20 protein-coding genes are annotated in these 20,427 nt (G+C 42.7%); 8 read left to right on the top strand and 12 right to left on the bottom strand.

The window, feature by feature from the left end; genetic code table 11:
• Nucleotide 1 precedes the first annotated feature (1 nt).
• The 5 genes from F9Y84_RS00560 to F9Y84_RS00580 all read left to right on the top strand — a co-directional run bounded on the left by F9Y84_RS00560 (nt 2) and on the right by F9Y84_RS00580 (nt 6,691).
• Nucleotides 2-688, top strand: coding sequence for a sugar transferase (locus F9Y84_RS00560; RefSeq protein WP_147388777.1), 687 nt, complete (start codon nt 2-4; stop codon nt 686-688).
• 293 nt (nt 689-981) lie between these two features.
• Nucleotides 982-2,121 carry a polysaccharide pyruvyl transferase family protein gene (locus F9Y84_RS00565; RefSeq protein WP_147388778.1) on the top strand — a complete coding sequence of 380 codons (1,140 nt, stop codon included), beginning with the start codon at nt 982-984 and terminating at the stop codon, nt 2,119-2,121.
• Nucleotides 2,078-2,995, top strand: a complete 918-nt coding sequence (locus tag F9Y84_RS00570) for a glycosyltransferase family 2 protein (protein WP_167508206.1) — start codon at nt 2,078-2,080, stop codon at nt 2,993-2,995. Before F9Y84_RS00565 ends, F9Y84_RS00570 begins: the two co-directional genes overlap by 44 nt.
• Before the next feature lie 366 nt (nt 2,996-3,361).
• The gene (locus F9Y84_RS00575; RefSeq protein WP_244297215.1) at nt 3,362-4,738 is read left to right on the top strand and encodes a diguanylate cyclase; all 1,377 of its coding nucleotides are present in this window, start codon (nt 3,362-3,364) and stop codon (nt 4,736-4,738) included.
• 147 nt (nt 4,739-4,885) lie between these two features.
• Nucleotides 4,886-6,691, top strand: a complete 1,806-nt coding sequence (locus F9Y84_RS00580; RefSeq protein ID WP_147388780.1) for a sensor histidine kinase — start codon at nt 4,886-4,888, stop codon at nt 6,689-6,691.
• Nucleotides 6,692-6,954: 263 nt separating this feature from the next.
• Here F9Y84_RS00580 and F9Y84_RS00585 read toward each other — a convergent pair whose 3' ends face one another.
• From F9Y84_RS00585 to F9Y84_RS00615, 7 genes are all read right to left on the bottom strand, one after another.
• The gene (locus tag F9Y84_RS00585; protein ID WP_147388781.1) at nt 6,955-8,787 is read right to left on the bottom strand and encodes a DUF885 domain-containing protein; all 1,833 of its coding nucleotides are present in this window, start codon (nt 8,785-8,787) and stop codon (nt 6,955-6,957) included.
• An 82-nt stretch (nt 8,788-8,869) separates the two neighbouring features.
• Nucleotides 8,870-10,006 (bottom strand): radical SAM family heme chaperone HemW, encoded by a 1,137-nt coding sequence (gene hemW, locus F9Y84_RS00590; RefSeq protein ID WP_147388782.1) that lies wholly within the window; start codon nt 10,004-10,006, stop codon nt 8,870-8,872.
• Entirely contained in the window at nt 10,003-10,596 is a 594-nt protein-coding gene (locus F9Y84_RS00595) for an XTP/dITP diphosphatase (protein ID WP_125250549.1), read from the bottom strand. Before F9Y84_RS00595 ends, hemW begins: the two co-directional genes overlap by 4 nt.
• Nucleotides 10,597-10,601: 5 nt before the next feature.
• On the bottom strand, nt 10,602-11,036 hold the full coding sequence (locus F9Y84_RS00600; protein ID WP_128730909.1) for a DUF4426 domain-containing protein: 435 nt from the start codon (nt 11,034-11,036) through the stop codon (nt 10,602-10,604).
• Nucleotides 11,037-11,045: 9 nt separating this feature from the next.
• Nucleotides 11,046-11,579: a YggT family protein gene (locus F9Y84_RS00605; RefSeq protein WP_125250547.1), complete on the bottom strand. Its 534-nt coding sequence runs from the start codon at nt 11,577-11,579 to the stop codon at nt 11,046-11,048.
• A 10-nt stretch (nt 11,580-11,589) separates the two neighbouring features.
• Nucleotides 11,590-12,411 carry a pyrroline-5-carboxylate reductase gene (gene proC / locus F9Y84_RS00610; protein ID WP_125250546.1) on the bottom strand — a complete coding sequence of 274 codons (822 nt, stop codon included), beginning with the start codon at nt 12,409-12,411 and terminating at the stop codon, nt 11,590-11,592.
• Between the two features lie 13 nt (nt 12,412-12,424).
• Nucleotides 12,425-13,108, bottom strand: coding sequence for a YggS family pyridoxal phosphate-dependent enzyme (locus F9Y84_RS00615; protein ID WP_147388783.1), 684 nt, complete (start codon nt 13,106-13,108; stop codon nt 12,425-12,427).
• A 30-nt stretch (nt 13,109-13,138) separates the two neighbouring features.
• Here F9Y84_RS00615 and F9Y84_RS00620 point away from each other — a divergent pair, with 30 nt between their 5' ends.
• From F9Y84_RS00620 to F9Y84_RS00630, 3 genes are read left to right on the top strand one after another with little or no spacing between them, the layout of a single operon-like run.
• Nucleotides 13,139-14,185, top strand: coding sequence for a type IV pilus twitching motility protein PilT (locus F9Y84_RS00620; RefSeq protein ID WP_125250544.1), 1,047 nt, complete (start codon nt 13,139-13,141; stop codon nt 14,183-14,185).
• 14 nt (nt 14,186-14,199) lie between these two features.
• A complete protein-coding gene (locus tag F9Y84_RS00625; protein WP_147388784.1) occupies nt 14,200-15,321 on the top strand; it encodes a PilT/PilU family type 4a pilus ATPase in 1,122 nt (373 codons plus the stop codon).
• Nucleotides 15,299-16,174: a hypothetical protein gene (locus tag F9Y84_RS00630; RefSeq protein WP_225740753.1), complete on the top strand. Its 876-nt coding sequence runs from the start codon at nt 15,299-15,301 to the stop codon at nt 16,172-16,174. Before F9Y84_RS00625 ends, F9Y84_RS00630 begins: the two co-directional genes overlap by 23 nt.
• 21 nt (nt 16,175-16,195) lie before the next feature.
• On the opposite strand, the gene F9Y84_RS00635 is transcribed toward F9Y84_RS00630, so the two are convergent.
• The 5 genes from F9Y84_RS00635 to rsmE all read right to left on the bottom strand — a co-directional run bounded on the left by F9Y84_RS00635 (nt 16,196) and on the right by rsmE (nt 20,347).
• Nucleotides 16,196-17,233 (bottom strand): alpha/beta hydrolase family protein, encoded by a 1,038-nt coding sequence (locus tag F9Y84_RS00635; protein ID WP_147388785.1) that lies wholly within the window; start codon nt 17,231-17,233, stop codon nt 16,196-16,198.
• A 301-nt stretch (nt 17,234-17,534) separates the two neighbouring features.
• Complete coding sequence (ruvX, locus tag F9Y84_RS00640; RefSeq protein ID WP_147388786.1) at nt 17,535-17,984, bottom strand: Holliday junction resolvase RuvX; 450 nt, start codon at nt 17,982-17,984, stop codon at nt 17,535-17,537.
• A 34-nt stretch (nt 17,985-18,018) separates the two neighbouring features.
• Entirely contained in the window at nt 18,019-18,576 is a 558-nt protein-coding gene (locus F9Y84_RS00645; protein WP_147388787.1) for a YqgE/AlgH family protein, read from the bottom strand.
• Nucleotides 18,577-18,595: 19 nt separating this feature from the next.
• Nucleotides 18,596-19,555: a glutathione synthase gene (gene gshB / locus F9Y84_RS00650; protein ID WP_147388788.1), complete on the bottom strand. Its 960-nt coding sequence runs from the start codon at nt 19,553-19,555 to the stop codon at nt 18,596-18,598.
• A 57-nt stretch (nt 19,556-19,612) separates the two neighbouring features.
• A complete protein-coding gene (rsmE, locus tag F9Y84_RS00655) occupies nt 19,613-20,347 on the bottom strand; it encodes a 16S rRNA (uracil(1498)-N(3))-methyltransferase (protein ID WP_147388822.1) in 735 nt (244 codons plus the stop codon).
• Nucleotides 20,348-20,427 lie beyond the last annotated feature (80 nt).

Genomic DNA, 20,427 nt, shown 5'->3' on the forward strand with positions numbered 1-20,427 from the left:
CATGACTACTATCAAAAAATTATCAACCAATATGGCATTTTCTCAAACTGCAACCGCGCCCGACTCAACCTCTGTGCGCGACGGTCGTCACCACGGTATCCCTGTTATGCTACAAAGAGCAATAGCTGGACTCGGTATGCTATTTATCTCACCATTACTTTTACTGGTGATGTTGCTGATCAAACTAGAAAGCCAAGGGCCATGTGTGTACAAGCAAGTGAGAGTGGGTAAACTCGGTCGTCGCTTCACTATGTATAAGTTCCGTTCTATGTATATGGCAGATGACCCAAAATTCAAAGCGCCAGATCCAAGCCAAAGTAACCGTGATGGCGTATGTGCAAAATTTCATAATGATCCTAGGATCACGCGAGTAGGGCGTTTTATTCGTAAGTACTCGATTGATGAATTACCACAGTTATTCAATGTTGTATGTGGGGACATGCTGCTAATAGGTCCACGACCAGCGCTAGAAAAAGAAGTAAGTGCTTATCAAGTGAGAGAGCTTACGCGTTTAAACTGTGAACAAGGGCTTACAGGTCTCTGGCAGGTAACTGGGCGCGCTGACACTACTTTTGAGCAGCAAGTTATGTTGGATAAGCAGTATATAGATAACCAGAGTATGGTTCAGGATATTAAAATTATATGCAAAACAGTTCCATGTGTATTAGGAGCTCGCGGTGCATACTAGTGCGTAACTGAGACTATTGACACTGGTAGTCTGTGTATCACAGCAGCAGTATTCGAGCCGACAGTAAAGCGTTTCATCTGCCTCAGCTTAGACTACATACTGCTCGTCAAATAAAACATCACCTAAACAGGGCGACCGGTTATCTCGGTGGCCCTGTTTTCATTTTAATAATATGCAATGCAATCTGCGAATAACGCCAAGTGAAATGCAATATAATTCTTTAAAATCAATATCTTAAATTTTGGCATGCTAACTGCAGTACCAAGTTATCTTCTTGAATCGGTGGAATTAGCATGATGAAAAATTTGGACGCGTATCTAGTCGGGTACTACGGCATGAGAAACAGCGGTGACGATGCCCTCATGCAAGCAACAATGCTAGGTGCTAAGACATTTCTTGGCAGCGCTTCGATTGCGGTGAATGCCCCAATCAATAATCCCATAGTACGAGAGTCAGGATGTATAGGCCAAACTGACGTAGTATTTCGCGGTCATCAACGGCTTAAACATTATCACAGATCGCTACACTCAAAAGCGGTGATATTTGGTGGCGGGTCGGTGTTACACAGCTGTCGCGATATCGCGCAGAAGCGTCATATGATAGCACTTGCCGGCGCTAAAAATTCAATGGCGTTAGGTGTAGGGATTGAAGGCTTTAGTGATATCAATGCTGAAAGGCAGTGTAAGAAGTTTTTGAATGAGTGTGGACTTGTCACTGTCAGAGACAAGCAAAGCTATGAGATTGCGACTTTACTAGCGCCGCATGCCAATATTAGGCATACATTTGATCTAGCTCCGTCTTTACTACATTACTTCGCTGATAGACTAAACCCGGTTGAGCGCCAAGGCATCGCTTTTAATTTTTGTCCAAAAGTGATCACACCATTTGGTGATGTTAATGAGCAAGCAGAAGCCAACCGTGTCAACAAAGCTGCCAAGCTGATCACGGCAACTTGGGAAGCCACACGAGAGAAAATCTATTTGATTGAGCTGAATGATCAGCCGCTGATAAGCGATAGGTTAGTTCACGACAAAATTATGGCTGCGCTGCCCAGTTGGGTGGAAGTCCAGCGCATAAGTTATGTTGCCAACCCATTAGCGACACTTAAATGTATCTCCATGTTCAAAGCCCTGATAGGGATGCGCTTACATGCGCTGGTTTATGCTTACATGATGCAAACACCTTATCTTAGTCTTGAATATCACAATAAATGTGCACAGTGGTGTATGCAAACAGCAACGAGTACTGACAATCGTTTTGATGCCAATGAGTTTAGTGTTGCTGAAATACATAATCGAATTACCCACGGGTTGAGATATGGCTTCATACAGCCGAAGTTTCCTCTACATCAAGCAATTTCTTTATCAATTTCTAATTGGAGCGAGAGCCATGAGCAAAATACAATTCTCCGTCATTATTCCCCTATACAATAAAAGCAGCTGTATTGAGCGTGCGTTAACAAGTGTTATGGCGCAAAAGCATCCCGCAGCTGAAATTATCGTAGTCGATGATGGCTCAACAGATGATAGTGTAGACAAAGTACGAGCATTGGACTTGGATAACCTAAAGCTGATCCAGCAACCAAACCAAGGCGTTTCAAGTGCGAGAAACAACGGGGTAAGACAGGCATCAAGTCGTTATATTGCATTTTTGGACGCAGATGATACTTGGTCCCCCTTCTTTCTTGCGAAAATAGCTCAACTTGTCCAGCGCTTTCCTAACGCAGGGCTTTATGCTAGCCGCTACCAAAAAGTGAGAGGAGAGTGTGACTATCTTGATGCAAAAATTGCGTTAACGCACTGGAACCCTGATGGTTATCAAATGGATAACTATTTTGAAATTGCTGCCAATGGTGATTTGCCATTTACCGCTTCAAGCATTGTGTTAGATAAACAGACTTTTCTGAAAGTCGGTGGTTTTCCTGAAGGGGAGTGGATGGGAGAAGACCAAAGTTTGTATGTGCAAGTTGCATTGAATTCAACCATCGCGTACACACCTGCAATCGAAAGTTTTTATTATATAGGTATTGCTGACAGTGCCTGTGATAAAGCTCCCCCAAGCACCATTTGCCCCTTTGCTGAGCGTTTGATGACAGAGATTACACTAGGCAAAGTAGCCGATCGCACCGCTAGCATGGCGAAAAAGTATGTAGGCGCACATTTGTGTGATTTGGCCAAGCGTAACATTAAACATCGCAGCTATCGAGCCGCACTTGGTCTGTTGGCTCACCCTGCAGCAAAGAGCAGGGCATTACATTGGGGGCTTTATAGTTTGATAGCAAAGCCTATGTCATTACTTAGCCGATAATTAAGAATAGTTTTACTACGCCAAAACAGAGTCATTGATTTGTCCCTTTTTGGCGTAAAACTCGCTATTTTCTTATCTTTGCCTATGCTTCAATAAAGCCAGTTGTTGCGATACTAAGTTTTAGTTTACAGTGAGTTAAGCACATACTTTTGGTAATAATATCTCAGTATACTCGGTCATATTAGTAAATTGCAGTTCAAAATGTGTCTGGCGTGATTGCAAGTGGCATCAAAAAATACGCTTTTTACATAGTCATGGTCTCGCATATGCGGTGGCTGTGTAGCATGTTAAGTGAAGAGCATAGGACAACTGTTTAGTTTTGAGCTGGCGACATTAACCTCATTAAGCGGTCATGAGTAAAGTACGGTGATAAGAATAACGATAGAAAAACCAACCATAGCGCTATTACTTTTATTTAGCTCGGTATTTTGGGGGCTTACATTTTATGCCGCAAAGCATATTGCCCACTCGATTGTCGTGCAGGAGATAAGCGAGAGAAAAGAAGTCGTGCGCTCAAATATTGCCCTAGTTCGAGCCAAAATAGAAAATGCAATCTTTATGGATACATACTTGGCTGAGAGCTTAGCTACATTTGTGACGATAGATTCGGACTTTGCTATTGAACATTGGTCTCTTGTAGCTGCAAAAGTGGTAGATGAATCGAGGTTAATTCGTCATGTCGGTCTAGCGCCAAATAATATTATCAGTCATGTGTATCCTGCTGAGGGAAATCGCGCTGCAATTGGATTTGATTTTCGAACTCGCCCCGAGCAGTTTCGTACCGTTGAGTTAGCTCGAACTTCAAAGCGCGTATTTATTGCCGGACCGTTACAATTAGTACAAGGGGGAGAGGCACTTATCGCTCGGTTTCCGGTCTTTTCTGATTACCCGCTAAACACTGATTATTGGGGGGCTATCAGCGTTGTACTAGACTATCAGAAGTTACTTGATTCTAGCGGGATATTGGCACTTGATGACGCGAAAGTGGCTTTGCGTGGACGGGATGGTCAAGGGCAAAACGGAGCTGTGTTTTTTGGAGATAGTGCGCTGTTCGGCGCACCAGACGTTACGATTCCGATCAGTTTGCCATCAGGTCAGTGGCAACTTGTTGCTGATTACCAAATTGACCCGAGCACTTATTCAAAATCTGAAAATCAAGTACGACTTTTTGTTCATGTGATAGCACTCGTACTTTTTTTATCTTTACTGATCCTTTATCGCGCTTACTATCTTGCACGTACGGCTTCGTTGCAAGACGAGCTCACAAAATTACCTAATCGTCGTCATGCTATCCGTCAACTGAGCTCATTACTTGGAAGAACTGAGCCACCATCATTTGCACTACTCAATTTGGATTTAAATGATTTTAAGCTAGTAAATGATAAATTCGGTCATGAGGTTGGTGATAAATTGTTGCTGCATGTGTCGTCGATATTGAGGAGCTCAGTAAGGGTGTATGACTTTATTGCTCGGTTTGGAGGAGATGAGTTTATCATTATTGTTCATCGTGTCTCAGAAGAAGAGCAAGTAAATTCTATAGTTCAACATATAAAGCAGCAAATCCAGCAGCATCCTTTTCAAGTCGATAGGCACTTGATAGCAATTTCAGTGAGCATCGGACATGCTTTCCCTCAAGCTGGTAATACGAGTGTTTCAGAGTTAATGGCGCGAGCCGACCATAATATGTATTACGATAAAAGTGTGTTTCGACAACAAAATCACAATGCTTTAGAAATTGATTAGCGTAGCTATTTAGACCGAATTGGTATTACTACCCATTTTTTCAACTCGGCCAATATTAATCCCTATTTGTACAAAAGTGCGATAGGGGTCATTAAAGCACGTTTGAACTGTACTAAGCTTATAGAAAACGCGGATAGGAGTTGTGTTGTGCAGCTAAAACAGTCTGTATTATTTTTTAAAGTCGCAGCGTTGGCATCGGCTCTTGTGATTATTTGCACGAGTTGGTTTTTGTATTACGAAGTGCATCTCAGTGCTCGGCTAACCACAGAGCTTGGTGATGTGCAAAAGGCGTTACAACGGGCAATGGATAATGCGGAGTTACTACATCAGCGTGGAAAGAAAGAACCAGCCTCGGCGCTACCCCAACTTAAATACAGCTACCAAGATAGTTTTAGCAACCTGCTTAATTCACTGTCACACGAGCAGCAGTTATTGCCGTTACTATTACAGCTAGATACAGTCTCTAAGTCATATTTTACCAAAAAAGAAGAATTGACCCAGCTCTACGAGCAACTTGGCTATGATGAGAACTCTGGCATTTATGGTGAATTTAGGCGCAGTGCCCACGCATTGCAGGCTAGAGTGTCTGGGCAAACGACAGCAAAATTAGAAATTGCCGTACTAGAGTTGCGGCGTCGCGAAAAAGACTTTTTGTTAAGAGCGGATCTGAGCTACTTACAAATGCACGAGCAGTTGGTTCAAGAAACACAGCATTTACTTGAGCAAAACCAATCAGATGTTGAAGTTAAAAACTTGCTACAACGCTATGTTACGGGGTTTAACCACTACGTTTCTGCATTACAGAAATTAGGACTTCACAGCGCACAAGGGGTGAGAGCTGAATTACTAACTGAAAAACAAAAGCTAAGAAGTCAGTTTGAACTGGTTGCAGTAAGAACACAAACGCTGGCACAGGAGCGAAAAGAGAATATTATCGTGTATGGTCTCACGCTCATTATATTAATGAATCTTGCGGTGCTGATTCTACTCAATTACCAAAACAGTAAGGTGACGCGCCATATTTTGGCTATTAATAAAGTGCTCGTAAAAGTAGCCAAACTTGAAGATTTTAGTCTTCGGGTTGGAATAGAGGGAAACGATGAGATTGCGCAAATCGCACATCACCTAGACGATTTATTGTCGTTTATAGAAACCTTATTAGCACGCCTCAGCGCAGCGCAGCAGCGACTTATAGAAGAAGCGAAAATGGCGAGTTTAGGTAATATGGTCAGTGGTTTTGCCCATGAATTAAATACGCCGCTGGGCGTGGCCATAACCAGTCAATCACATTTAAAAGAACAAGTTGCGACGCTTAAGTCACAGCTTGAGCTTGGCAAACTGCAACGTCAGACACTGACAACCCTAATTACTGAAGCTGAAGCTGCTCTGTATCTTTTAGAAAATAACTTGCATCGTACCGCTTCGCTTGTGGATGACTTTAAGTTAGTGGCTGTGAACCGTGAATATGAGGAGCAAAGTCGCTTCAACCTGAATCACTTAGTACAAAGCGTATTTGACTGTTATCAGTCAGAGATGGAGCGAGATGATTACTCTGTCGAAATAGAAATTCCGGAAAATTTAGTTTTGAATAGCTACCCCTCTGTATTCAGTCAAGTTGTTGGATATTGCATCAATAATTGTATTAAGCATGCCAAGGTAGCCGGTCAAAAACTCAACATTGTGGTGTCAACCGTGGTGATAAACGATTATCTTCATTTTTATTTTAAAGATGATGGAGCGGGGATAGATAAAGCGCTTTTACCAGTAATTTTTGAGCCGTTTGTAACTTCTAAGCGCTTTTGTGGTGGCACGGGACTGGGCCTAAGCATTGTGTATAATTTAGTAACTCAAAAGCTCAAAGGGGAGATCAAAATGCAGAGCCCCGCACATGGTGGCGCATGCTTACACATTATTCTAAGTGGAACCGAATTTTTCTTGAATGATACCAATTAGCTTAATTCAGCTTTCTATTGTGAGGTGAAATCAACCTAGCTAATGTTGAAACTGGTTGGAAAAAGGCGTTAATCATTAATTGGTTTAGATTGTTTTTTGTTCTAAATAAGAAACTTTTAATGCAGCTAGTATCAGATTTACTCCTTCAAATTGAGCAAGTATAAAGGCTAATTGGTATATGTATTGATTGGCATGAAAAACAAGCACAACCAAAAAGGCCAGCTTTATCTTGCTGGCCTTATGTTGAAGGCGGCTTGCGAGTGTTAGTCTTGTTTGCTCGCTACCCAGCCATCAACAAATGATTCAAGTACGTTAAGTGGCACTGGGCCATTTTTAAGTACAACATCGTGGAATTCTCGAATATCAAACTTGTCACCTAGTTCTTTTCTCGCCGTTTCACGAAGTTCCAAAATCTTCAACATCCCAACTTTGTATGCGGTCGCTTGTGATGGCATGACAATATGACGCTCAACCATCTTCACAGCATCTGATTTCGCATTTGGTGTGTTGTTTACATAGTAATCGATGCCTTCTTGACGTGTCCATTTCATAGCATGAATACCGGTATCTACTACCAAGCGACAAGCACGCCATAATTCCATCGCTAAACGACCAAAATCAGAATATGGGTCTTCATACAATCCCATTTCTTTAGGTACAAGTTCAGAGTATAGACCCCAGCCTTCAATATACGCAGTATAGCCACCAAACTTACGGAACTTAGGCATATCTTCCAGCTCTTGCGCGATAGCTATCTGCATATGGTGACCAGGAATACCTTCGTGGTAAGCTAGGGCTTCCATTTGGTAGGTTGGCATGGCCTCCATATCGTATAAGTTAGCGTAGTAAATACCTGGGCGAGAGCCGTCTGGTGCTGGTTGCTGATAGAACGCTTTACCCGCTGACTTTTCGCGGAATGCTTCTACACGCTTCACTATCATGTCAGCTTTTGGTTTCACGATAAATAGCTCATCTAGGCGTGATTTCATATTATCGATCATCGCTTTTGCTTCTGCTAAATATTGCGCTTTGCCAGCTTCTGTATTTGGAAGATAAAATTGCTTGTCGGTTTTCATGAACTCCATAAAGGCTTGTAAATCACCTTTAAAACCAACTTTATCTTTAATAGCGCGCATTTCGTCATGAATTCGAGCCACTTCCGCTAAACCGATATTATGAATCTCTTCTGCACTTAATGCTGTTGTTGTGGTTCGCGCCAGAGCATTATTATAAAACTTTTCACCGTCAGGGAATTTCCATGCACCATCGCGATTATCTGCTTTTTTCTCCAGTTTATGTAGATAACCGATTAGCTTGTTATAGGCAGGTTTTACTGAGCTAGTTAACGCTGCGGTGGCTTCGCTAATTAATGCTGACTTTTCTGTTTCCGTAATTTCAAGCTTAGCAATTTTACGCTTAAAATCTGCCAATAAGGTTGAATCATCACCTGAGCCAAATGGTGCGCCTTTGATGATGTTTTCACTTGATTCAATAACGTGAGGAAATACAAACTTTGGTGCAATAATACCTTTGTCTGCGCGCGCTTTTAAATCAACAATTAGCTGATCAAACACGGCTGGCACGCCATTCAAACGTGAGATGTACGCTTTTGCATCTTTAACATCAGCGATTTGGTGCTGGTTGATCAAAAACGCTGGCACCATAGAATGTGTACCAAACATTTGATTTACTGGGTAAGTGTGATGACGCCATTTGAAGTCTGCAATGGTATTTTCTAAACTTTGCTTGAATAAGTCATAGCTAACTTGCGTATTTGCGTCTAACTTGCTGCGATCAATGGCTTTCAGAGCGGCTAGGTCTTGCTTTGTTAATTCAAGGTTTTCAAGCTGGCGAGCTTCACTGCTGTCATCCCACTTGTCATAGTCCTGTTTGATACCCATATAAGTTTGGTAAATTGGACTGCGCATAACGCCACGCATAAAAGATGCTTCAAAAAGCGCATTGGCTTTTTCAACTTCACTTTGCACGACTTGTTGCTCAGCGTGTTGCGCTGGCGCTTGAGAGTGTGTGGTTTGTTGACAGCCAGCAAGAAGCGCGACGCTTACCGCTGCTGCTAAAATGGTTAGTTTACGCATTTTATACCCTTTTATTATATTTTGCCTAAAGGCGGTTTTCATACAGGAGCCAAGAATACTCCTGCATAATTTTGAGTTCTGATTAAACAAATAACTCTAGCAGATCGTTAAGATAGCGGTGGCCTTTATTTGTAACTAGCCATGAATCCGCTGTTTCTTCAAGAAGCCCCTTATTTACAGCAGTATTAATTTGCTGGGAAATTGCACTGAGTTGAAGACCCGTGTACTCGACAAACTGCTGCTTCGATGCTGGTGCTTTCAAGCGAAATACGTTCATAAAAAACTCAAATGGTTTGTCATCGTTTGCAACATGCCACTGCTCGTATAAATAAGGCTTGCTCAGATCCATGTAGCCACGAGGGTGCTTTACTTTTACTGTTCTGAGGATTTGCTGTTGCTCTGGTAATGTAATTTTGCCATGCGCACCACAACCGATCCCAATATAATCGCCAAACTGCCAATAATTCAGGTTGTGTCGACATTGCATTTCAGTTTTGGCATACCCCGAAATTTCATATTGTTGATAACCGTGCTCTGCAAGCAAAGCCTGGCCGCGCTCTTGGATCTCCCACAGTGTTTCGTCTTCAGGTAAGACAGGAGGTTTAGAAGCAAATTGCGTATTTGGTTCTATTGTTAATTGGTACCAAGAAAGATGTGGAGGAGACATTGCTATGGCTTTTTTCAAGTCCTCCATTGCATCATCAACTGATTGATTGGGAAGGCCGTGCATTAAATCAAGATTAAAGCTGTTTAGGCCCGCTTGATGGGCTTCTTGTGCTGAATTGAGCGCTTCTTGTTCGCCATGAATACGACCAAGTTGAGTTAATTTATCTTGCTGTAAGCTTTGTACACCAATGGAAATACGATTAATGCCAGCAGCAACATAGTGTTTAAACTTGTCAGTTTCGACTGTACCTGGGTTGGCTTCTAGTGTTACTTCAATATCGTCTTCAAACCCAATTAGGGTTTTTATTTCACTCAGTAAATAGCGATAAGCCTCACCAGAGAGTAGGCTTGGCGTACCACCGCCAATAAAAATACTACTGAGCTTTCGACCCTGCACATAATGTAGGTCTGCTTTAATATCATGAAGTAAGTGTTGAATATATTCCGCTTCTGGAATATCTCCTTTTTTTCCATGACTGTTGAAATCACAGTATGGACATTTTTGCACGCACCAAGGTACGTGCACATAAAGACTTAATGGAGGTAGTTTCACGCGAGGCCTTGAAAGTGACTGACGAGTTGTTTAAGTGCTTGTCCTCTATGGCTAATTGCGTTTTTCTCTTCCTTAGTTAATTCAGCAGATGTGCAGTCTAAACCACCTACTTTAAAGATAGGGTCGTAACCAAACCCTTCTCTGCCTTGTTGGGTTTGAGTGATTTCACCTTCCCAGCTCGCTTGGCAGATAATAGGTGTTGGATCATCAGCATGTCGCATGTAGACCAGCACACACCAAAAGCGCGCACTGCGCTGCGTTTGCTCACCAAGCTCGGCCAGTAAATGGTCGATATTATGTTGATCACTGGCATCAATGCCTGCGAAACGCGCCGAGTAAACACCAGGAGCACCGTTGAGGGCATCTACTTCAAGTCCTGAGTCATCCGCAATTGCTGGTAAACCTGAAATTTTAGCTGCGTGACGCGCTTTGATGATGGCATTTTCTACAAAGGTAGTGCCAGTTTCTGCTACTTCAGGGACGTCAAAGTTACTTTGAGGTAACACTTCAATATTGTATTGGCTTAGCATCGCGCTAAGCTCATTGACTTTACCTTGGTTACCTGTGGCAAGAACCACTTTATTTGCCATATTTTCTACTCTTCATAAAACTTTTGTGAGAACGTAAGCTTGCGTGTTTGCTTATCTTTGGTTATTTCGACATTAAAACGAAAAATATCTTCATCGTCATAGTCTAATTGAGCAAGATAATAGACCGCTTCACCTTCAACGACCTCTTTAAAATTTAACGGAACAACTTTGCCCAGTAAGTTTTTAGCACTACCCGTAACCTTTGCTTTAATTGCAGGCTTACCGGGTTTATCTGCCAAAACAGAAATATTTACAATCGCTTTGTTGCCACTTCGAGTTAAATTATATGCTTTAGCAATGTTGGGCTGCACAAATGTGGATGGAAAAGCGATGTAGTGCACTTCCCAAGGTCCTAAGTCTTTAAATTGGCCACCTTGCTGTTCACTGGCATAAACAAAAGGGGAAAGTAGTATAATAAAAGCAGCAATCAGTTTTCTCATTTCTCGCTCCTATCTTAACAAGTCCATCATCAGAATTTGTAAAAACTGCATCCCAATGATAAGCACCAAAATAGATAAGTCTAACCCACCTAAAGGTGGAATAACTTTACGGATAGGTCTTAGCATTGGCTCTGTTAATTGTTCAAATACTGCAGCGACCGGGTTGTAACCTTGCGCTACCCAGCTTAAGATTGCGCGAATTATTAGAATCCAAAAAACTAGGCTAAACGCTTCTTTTAAGACGGTAATGGCACCCCCAACCAATGCACCGAGCGCATCGAAGTAACCACCAAACAATGTCATCAGAGCCGCCATTTTGGCAAAGCCAACGATGAATGCCAGTACTAAGGAAGCGAGATCTAATCCACCAACGCCGGGGATAATTTTACGCAGTGGGTTGACTGCAAAAGAGGTTGCCTTAACCACGGCTTGGCTAAGCGGGTTATAAAAATCCGCTCTTACAAGTTGCAGCCAAAATCGTAGTAATACGACCATTAAAAACAGATCAAATACGATCCCAACTAAAAATTGCATGGCATTCATTGGTCACCTTTTAAATTTCTTGTTCCATTGCTTCAGCGCGCGCGATACAAGCATCCATCGCGTCTGCTACGGTTTTTGGTAATTGTTGCGCTTTTAAATGCTCAACAGCCGCATGTGTTGTACCACCTTTTGAAGTGACGTTAGCACGTAATTGGGCAATACTAATATCAGGCTGAGAAAGTGCCATTTCAGCAGCGCCAAGCGCGGTTTGTTGAACTAATTTTCTCGCTTCTTCACGACTAAAGCCAAGTGCAATTGCTTTTTCTTCTATGGCTTCCATAAATAAGAAAAAGTAAGCTGGCGACGATCCAGTTACGGCAATCACATCATTGATTTTTGACTCTTCATCAAGCCAAAGCGCAATGCCTGTAGATGAAAATACTTGTTCGACATAACTTTTCTCTTCATCGCTGATGTCAACGCCATACAAGCCAGATACACCTCTACCTAACAATGAAGGAGTATTTGGCATACAACGTACCATTTTTACTGGCTGTCCTAGCATCTCTCTTAAGCGCGCAACTGTGATACCTGCGGCTACAGAAATAAATAGCTTACTACTAATATCAATATCTGCATCTTGAAAGGTCTGACATAGGTCGGCCATCATTTGTGGCTTGACGGACAACACTATGACGTCAGCAGCAGCGACAGCCTCTAAGTTGTTCTGCGTTGTTCTTACCGATAATTGTGCTGCGACGTTGGCAAGTTTCTCTGCATTACGGTTGGTGGCGATAATTGACTGGGCGTCAAAGCCACTTTTGATCATGCCACCGATAATGGCATAGCTCATGTTGCCTGTTCCTATAAATGCAATTGTCTTGTTTGACATTATATTATTCACCTCACTGTCGTTTGCCAAAAATATCAGTACCAATGCGAACCATAGTGGAACCTGCTGTAATGGCAGTTTCTAAATCACCACTCATTCCCATCGATAAGGTATCTAACTGTGGATATTGGTGCTTTAGTCTATCAAAGCAAGCGCGCATTTGCTGGAAATATTGCAATTGCTTTTGTTTATCATTGGTTTGTTCGGTAATTGTCATTAAGCCGCGCAGGTCTAATTGACGACATTTATGAATAAAAAGGGCGAGTGATTCAACGTCGTCCGGATGGCAGCCTGACTTTTTATCATCACCGCTGATGTTTACTTGCAGCAGTACGTTAAGCGGCTTGAGGTTATTTGGTCTTTGTTCATTTAAACGCCGTGCAATTTTTTCTCTATCCACGCTTTGCACCCAGTGGAAATTCTCAGCAATCAATCTCGACTTGTTTGACTGAATAGGGCCAATAAAGTGCCACTCAAGCGCTTTGTTGTCTTTAAAGTGTACGACTTTGTCAACGGCTTCTTGTACATAAGACTCTCCGAACTGAGTCTGGCCTGCGGCAATCGCCGCTTCGATGTCAGCAATTGGTTTAGTTTTAGATACTGCGAGTAACTTTACTGTTTCGCTGAATTGACAGTTTTGCTTGGCTTTTTCAATCCTGCCATAGGCGTTATCTAAGCGTTCTGCTATTGTAACCATATAGTACTTGTGCTCATTTTGGAGTTATAAATGGATATTACAGAATTATTGGCTTTTAGTGTGCAACACAAAGCATCTGACTTACACCTTTCGTCTAGTGTCTCCCCTATGATCCGTGTTGATGGGGACGTGCGTCGGGTTAATATTCCGCCGCTTGAAGCAAAAGACGTTAGTAGCCTCATCTACGATATTATGAATGATAATCAACGTCGTGACTATGAGCAAAACCTTGAAGTTGACTTCTCATTTGAAGTGCCGAATTTAGCACGTTTTCGTGTTAACGCCTTTAATTCAAATCGTGGACCCGCTGCGGTATTTCGTACCATTCCAAATCAGGTCTTAAGTTTAGATGAACTGGGTGCGCCAGATATTTTCACCAAAATATCGGATACACCGCGTGGGCTAGTACTGGTGACAGGCCCTACAGGCTCGGGTAAATCCACCACCTTAGCTGCAATGGTTGATTACATCAATAACAACAAACATCATCACATTCTTACTATTGAAGATCCGATAGAGTTTGTTCATCACAATAAACAAAGCTTGATTAATCAGCGCGAAGTACATCGTGATACACATAGCTTTAATGCGGCGCTGAGAAGCGCACTGCGTGAAGACCCAGATGTTATTTTAGTTGGTGAATTGCGTGATTTAGAAACTATCCGTCTAGCTTTAACCGCAGCAGAAACCGGCCATTTAGTGTTTGGTACTTTGCACACAACCTCTGCTCCAAAGACGATTGACCGTATTGTTGATGTTTTTCCTGGAGAGGAAAAAGACATGGTGCGCTCTATGCTTTCAGAGTCGCTGCAAGCAGTTATTTCACAAACACTAGTGAAAAAAGTAGGAGGAGGGCGAATAGCTGCACATGAAATTATGCTTGGGATCCCCGCTATTCGTAACCTTATTCGAGAAGATAAAATTGCGCAAATGTACTCGGCAATTCAAACAGGGGCAATGCACGGCATGCAAACCATGGATCAATGTTTAACGAATTTGTTAAATAGAGGCTTGATCACTCAGCAAGATGCTCGTGCTAAGGCTCATGATAAAAACCAGTTTAGCGGCGGCTATTAAACAGTGGTGTGGTAATGAATATAGAACCATTTTTACAAACTATGGCAGATCAGCAAGCGTCTGATCTCTTTGTCTCAGCAGGCCTTGCTGTGAGTGCTAAGATTGATGGCGAGCTGAGGGCGCTAAGTGAAGAAAAGCTCGATGCTGAGCAATCACTAAACCTTGTTACCTCGGTAATGAGCGAGAAACAAAAGCAAGAGTTTTTCAACGCCAAAGAATGTAACTTCGCAATCGCTAATGAGATTGGTCGCTTTCGTGTTTCTGCATTTTGGCAACGAGATTGTGCGGGAATGGTGTTGAGGCGTATTGTTACTGCTATCCCTGATGTCAATGAGCTGGGCTTACCTTCGGTGTTAACTGATGTCATTATGTCAAAGCGTGGCTTGGTGCTATTTGTTGGAGGCACTGGAACCGGTAAATCTACCTCGCTGGCAGCATTGTTGGGCTATCGCAATCGTAACCAACGAGGGCATATCTTAACGATTGAAGATCCCATAGAGTTTGTGCATCAACACCAAAAAAGTATTATCACTCAGCGAGAAGTCGGAATTGACACGGATAGCTTTGAATCAGCACTAAAAAGTTCACTGCGCCAAGCTCCTGATGTCATTTTAATTGGTGAAATCCGTTCACAAGAAACCATGGAATATGCGCTTAGCTTTGCGGAAACTGGTCATCTGTGCGTAGCGACGCTACATGCTAACAATGCTAACCAAGCGATTGATCGCATAATGCACCTAGTGCCTAAGGAAAAGCACGACAAGCTCAAATATGACTTGGCACTCAACTTGCGCGCTATTGTAGCGCAGCAGCTAGTCCCCTCGTCAAAAGGGGAAGGAAGAGAAGCTGCAATTGAGGTGTTGCTGAACTCTCCCCTTGTTTCTGAGCTAATTAAAAAGGGCGATATTGGTTCTATTAAAGAAGCCATGGCAAAGTCAAAAGAAATGGGAATGCAAACCTTCGACCAAGCGCTGTTTGAACTGTACAAGCAACAGCGTATCAACTATGCAGACGCGCTGCACCATGCTGACTCACCAAATGATTTGCGTCTGATGATTAAGCTTCAAAACAACGATCAAAAAGGTGCAGGCTTCTTACAGGGAGTGACGGTTGATGGCTTGGATCCTAAAAGCTAAATACCGTAGCGCTATTTTTAGTAGCTTAATGTGCTTCACCAGCACGTTATATGCCGGTGAAGCGATTAACGTATTCATTCGTGATGATGTACTCACAGCCTATGAAGACTTTGTCGGCGATCGCGACGTTACGACAATCACTGATTTCAGTGGAGAGTATGTACGCCGTGATGTAATAGATATGGTTATCGCACTTCAAGCGTTAAGGATAGGTGGGTTCAATCTCCAGTTGAAATTTACTCCTGGTTTTGTGAGCTTTAGAGAATCAAACCTACTTGAGAAAGGAGAGCAGCTCCTTCATTTTGATAGTTATTGGCAAACAGATTTAACTGCCAAAGCGCACCTGCTCTTTATCAGTGCGCCAGTTATCAAAAAAGGACAATATTATGCAGGGATCTTCCATGCGCCAAGTAACCGCGCTGTAGAGCAACTTAAAGATGCAACGGGATTGAGTAAGTTAACCGCAGTTTCCAGTCCAAAGTGGCACACTGATTGGCAAACCTTGCATTCGCTTTCACTAAAAAAGGTATTTGCTGAACCTGAATGGATCTCTCAAGCGCGCATGGTGAGCAAGGGCTGGGTTGATTTCATGTTAATGCCACTGCTACCAAGTCTAAATAATCGCTTTACGTTATCAGAGGTGGAATTAGTGGCAAACAAACACTTGATTGTATTACTAAATGATAGCCGACATTATGCGGTGTCTAGGCTTCACCCTGAAGGCGAGCGAGCATTTGCAGCGTTACAAAAAGGCCTAACTATATTACGCCAACAAGGCCGAATTACAAAGGCATACAAGCAGGCAGGCTTTATTCCCAATCTAGATGACTACCAAGTTGTTAATCCACAATAGCGGGTATGTTTAGCATGTTATTTATTGTGCGTCACCTGGATGTTGTCTTGTTAGCCAGTTCACTATCGTCTCAATGGCATCTGGAGCAAAATGTTGCTTTTCAATTGAAAATAACGCATCAAACGGAAGCTCTGGCTTGAGTAAACTGTGACTTGCATTAGGAATAGTTACTTGTACTAAGTTTGCTTTGGATGACATTGAACTTGCATAGGCAGTGGCGAATGCTAATTGACTGTGTTCAATATCGACATGGATATCGCTATCGCCGAAAATAGCAAGCATAGGCACTGTGAGCTGACTAAATCCCTCATGGACATCGGCATCAATATTATTACGAATAAAGTTAAATCGTGCTTCATCGGCGATGGGATCAGACATAAAAGGGTGTTGGTGTAATGGCGATGAAAGGTAGTGGTCGTAGCCTGTTTTGATAAGGTGATACTCTTGTTGGCTCAATTCTTTGATCTTAGCGATGGCTTGCATATCATTAGCATCGATTTTTTCCTCTTCAAGTAAGCGTATCCACATGCTGTACTGGCTTTGTGCCAACCAGTTTGCGGCACCACCGACCAAGATCATCGAGTCAATATTCGGTTCGTCATATAAGTGAGCAAAAACCCAACTGGCTTGACTAAAACCCAATAGATGGATTGGGTTATATTCATAGCCATTACGCTTCAGGTAGCTAATTACGTCTTTTACTTCAGCTGCTCTTTGCATCATTGATTGTGTCAGCCAGTGCCCTTGAGACTGTCGTACGCCTGGTTTATCCCACGAAAAAGCTGCGATGTTTTCGCTGAGCAATGATTGAATTATAGGTAAATAAAACCCGTTTGCGGTGCTATCCATCGCACCGTCACCATGTACGAGAATAACGATTGGATCAGAGTCTGTATGACCATCTGGTAGATAAAGTCGCCCTGTTAACTGATTTTCCTGGGAGTGAAAGACGTGTATTGAATATGGGTAATCGCTTTTATTTGATTTGCCATTACATGCCGATAGCATGCAAAGCAGACAAAGTGTCAGTAATATTTCACACCATTTAAACTTCACCATTGCTAGTTTTTCCTTAACAAATTTAGGGAGTTAAACTATACCGATATGAGTTGTGAAAAACTGTCATTTGTCGTCAAATTGTGATGCGTTTTGGTAGACAAGCCAATGGACGGGGTGTGAATGCTTTTTAACCGAACCTGAAAACACTATTATGTATTTATGAGCCTGTTGTTCTGTGTCACTACTGCGTTAAATTCGTTTGCAACAGGCTAGCTATTGGCGCACAGACGCCTTCTTGAGCGTAGGGTAATTACTATCACCTTGAAGTGAAATCTAATCTTAAGATTACAGAGTATGGGGTTTATTCCCACATTGCTTCAAAGTAACTTTCGAGAATAATACACGCAGACATGCCATCGACCTTGCCTTTTGCGAGGTTTTTGTAACCACCTTGTTCAAACAGTCTAGCCCTTGCGTCCGCTGTGGTCAGGCGCTCATCTTGCGTTTCAACCGGTAGGCGGAAGTGATTATGGAGTCGATTAGCAAACTTTTTCGCACGAAAGGTTAAATCCTGAGTGGTGCCATCCATGTTGAGTGGCAAACCAACAACAAGCAAATCAGGTTGCCACTCATTTATATATGCGGCGATATCATCCCAATTTGGAATACCATCATTCGCTTTAACTGCGCCTAAACACGAGGCTGTGGCTGTAAGTTCTTGGCCGATAGCAAGGCCGATACTTTTAGTGCCAAAGTCAAAGCCAATCACACTGCGCTTGCCTTTTTCGACCTTATCTTTTTTATTTTCCATGAATACTTCGTATGTTAGTTTTTGCGTAAAGCGGTTATGCGTGGCCGGCTTGTGAGCTTAACTGCGCGACGTCAATGCCGAGTATTTGTACGGCTTTTTCCCAACGCTTTTCAGGCGGTGTATTAAAAATGATCTCAGGGTTAGCTTCAACCACTAACCAAGTGTTTTCTTTCAATTCTTTTTCCAATTGGCCTTGAACCCACCCGGCATAACCAAGTGTGATGATAAAGCCCTCTGGCGATTGTGGGGAGGTGAGCGAGGCCAGTACGTCTTTTGAGGTGGTGATCATAATATCAGAGCTAAGTTCTTGGCTAGAAGCATAGCCCAACTTCGGCGTGTGTAGCACGAAACCTCTGTCGGTATGGACAGGCCCCCCAGCATAAATCTTTACTTTTGATGTTTGACTCGACTTGTCGTTATCAATATCGATTTGGTCGAGTAATTCTCCAACCGTGACGTCAATAGGGTGGTTAACAACCAGCCCCATAGCACCGTCTTCGTTGTGCTCACACAGATAAGTGACTGTGTGATTGAAAAAAGGGTCATCCATGCTAGGCATTGCTATTAAAAAGTGATTAGCGAGTGATTTCATAATCAGACCCCCTCAATGATTAACTTTCAGTATGGTCGAGTTTTCGCTCGATCGCATCATAAAACTTATCCATAATTGAAATATCGTACGCGGCTTCAATTTCTTTAACACAGGTTGGGGCAGTCACATTAATTTCGGTGAGCTTGTCGCCGATGATATCAAGCCCAACGAAAATTAAACCTTTCTCTTTTAGCGTCGGGGCAACGGCTTCGGCAATTTTACGATCTGATTCGTTAATTGGTCTAGCTTCACCGCGACCGCCCGCGGCTAAATTACCTCTGGTCTCGCCCCCTTGAGGGATACGCGCAAGGCAATATGGCATCACTTCACCATCAACCACCAAAACTCTTTTATCGCCATCTTTAATTGCTGGAATATAATTTTGCGCCATTGCGTATCGTGAGCCGTGCTCGGTGAGCGTTTCGCAGATCACCCCAATGTTAGCGTCGTCTTGTCGAACCCTGAAAATCGAAGCGCCACCCATGCCATCCAAAGGTTTTAAGATAATGTCACCATGCTTGGCTAAAAATGCACGAATTTGAGATTGGTCACGGGTGACAAGGGTGTCTGGTGTGTGCTCGCTAAACCATGCTGTAAATAGCTTTTCATTGGCATCACGGAGGCTCTGGGGTTTGTTTACAACGAGCGCACCGGCAAGTTCTGCACGTTCTAAAATATAGGTGGCATAAATATATTCTGTATCGAAAGGAGGATCCTTACGCATTAATATTACATCAAGATCGCCCAAATCGATTTCTTGTTTTTCAGCAAGCTCATACCAGTGAGAAGTATTATCAAAGACCTGTGCTTTGGCGGCAGTTGCTTTGGCAACTCCTTGGTATAAAAACAGATCATTCATTTCCATATAATACAATTCATAACCGCGTTGCTGTGCCGCCAGCATCATTGCGAATCCCGTGTCTTTTTTAATGTTAAAGCCACTGATTGGATCAGAAATGATCCCTAACTTAATTGTCATAAATACTTCCATTGAACTTGCTGAATGTAACCATGATATGGGGGTTACTCTGTGTATTTAAAGAGCCAAATCACCAAATTGTAGTTGCAGTGCGCTTAGTACTGTTAAGGCCGCGGTTTCTGTTCTTAGCACGCGAGGGCCCAAACGTACATCAATAAAGCCTTGCTCTGCGGTGGCTACCAGTTCTTCATCAGTAAAGCCACCTTCTGGGCCGACTAAAAAACGTATCCCAGATTGAGTGTAAGGTAGCGTTTTAATAGAGTGCTCAGCACGTGGGTGAAGGGTAACTTTTAGCTCATCACTATGTTGTTTTAACCACTGTGACAGCTCTATTGGAGGGTGGATCACTGTGATGGTGTTGCGTCCCGACTGCTCTGCTGCTGCGATGGCGATTTTTTGCCATTGCTGATGCTTTTTAGCTAGGCGTTCTGCATTTAATTTTACACCGCAGCGGGTTGTGAATAAGGGGGTTATTTCACTGACACCAAGCTCAACTGACTTTTGAATAGTAAAGTCCATTTTATCACCTCGGGAAATGCCTTGACCAAGGTGTATGGCAAGCGGAGACTCTACATTATTGTCTTGAAATGTTTCAGGGACAGCAATAACTTTCTTTTTACTCACTTCGCTCAAATGACACAGATACTCTCCACCTTGACCATTGAATAAGCTTACTTTGTCCTTGGTCGTCATTCTTAAAACGCGGCCGATATGGCCAGCAGCATCATCATCTAAGGTTACAGGAATACCAATTTCGAGCGGTGAATCTTGATAAATATGTGGAATACGCATAATTGAAAATTGAGTGGCTGTTTTTGGCAATGGTAAGCGCTTGTGCTTCGTTAGTCTATATCAGCGCTTGTTTATATCTC

Origin of the sequence: Pseudoalteromonas peptidolytica (genome assembly GCF_012641745.1) — a bacterium.
In the GTDB taxonomy this organism is placed as follows: domain Bacteria; phylum Pseudomonadota; class Gammaproteobacteria; order Enterobacterales; family Alteromonadaceae; genus Pseudoalteromonas; species Pseudoalteromonas peptidolytica.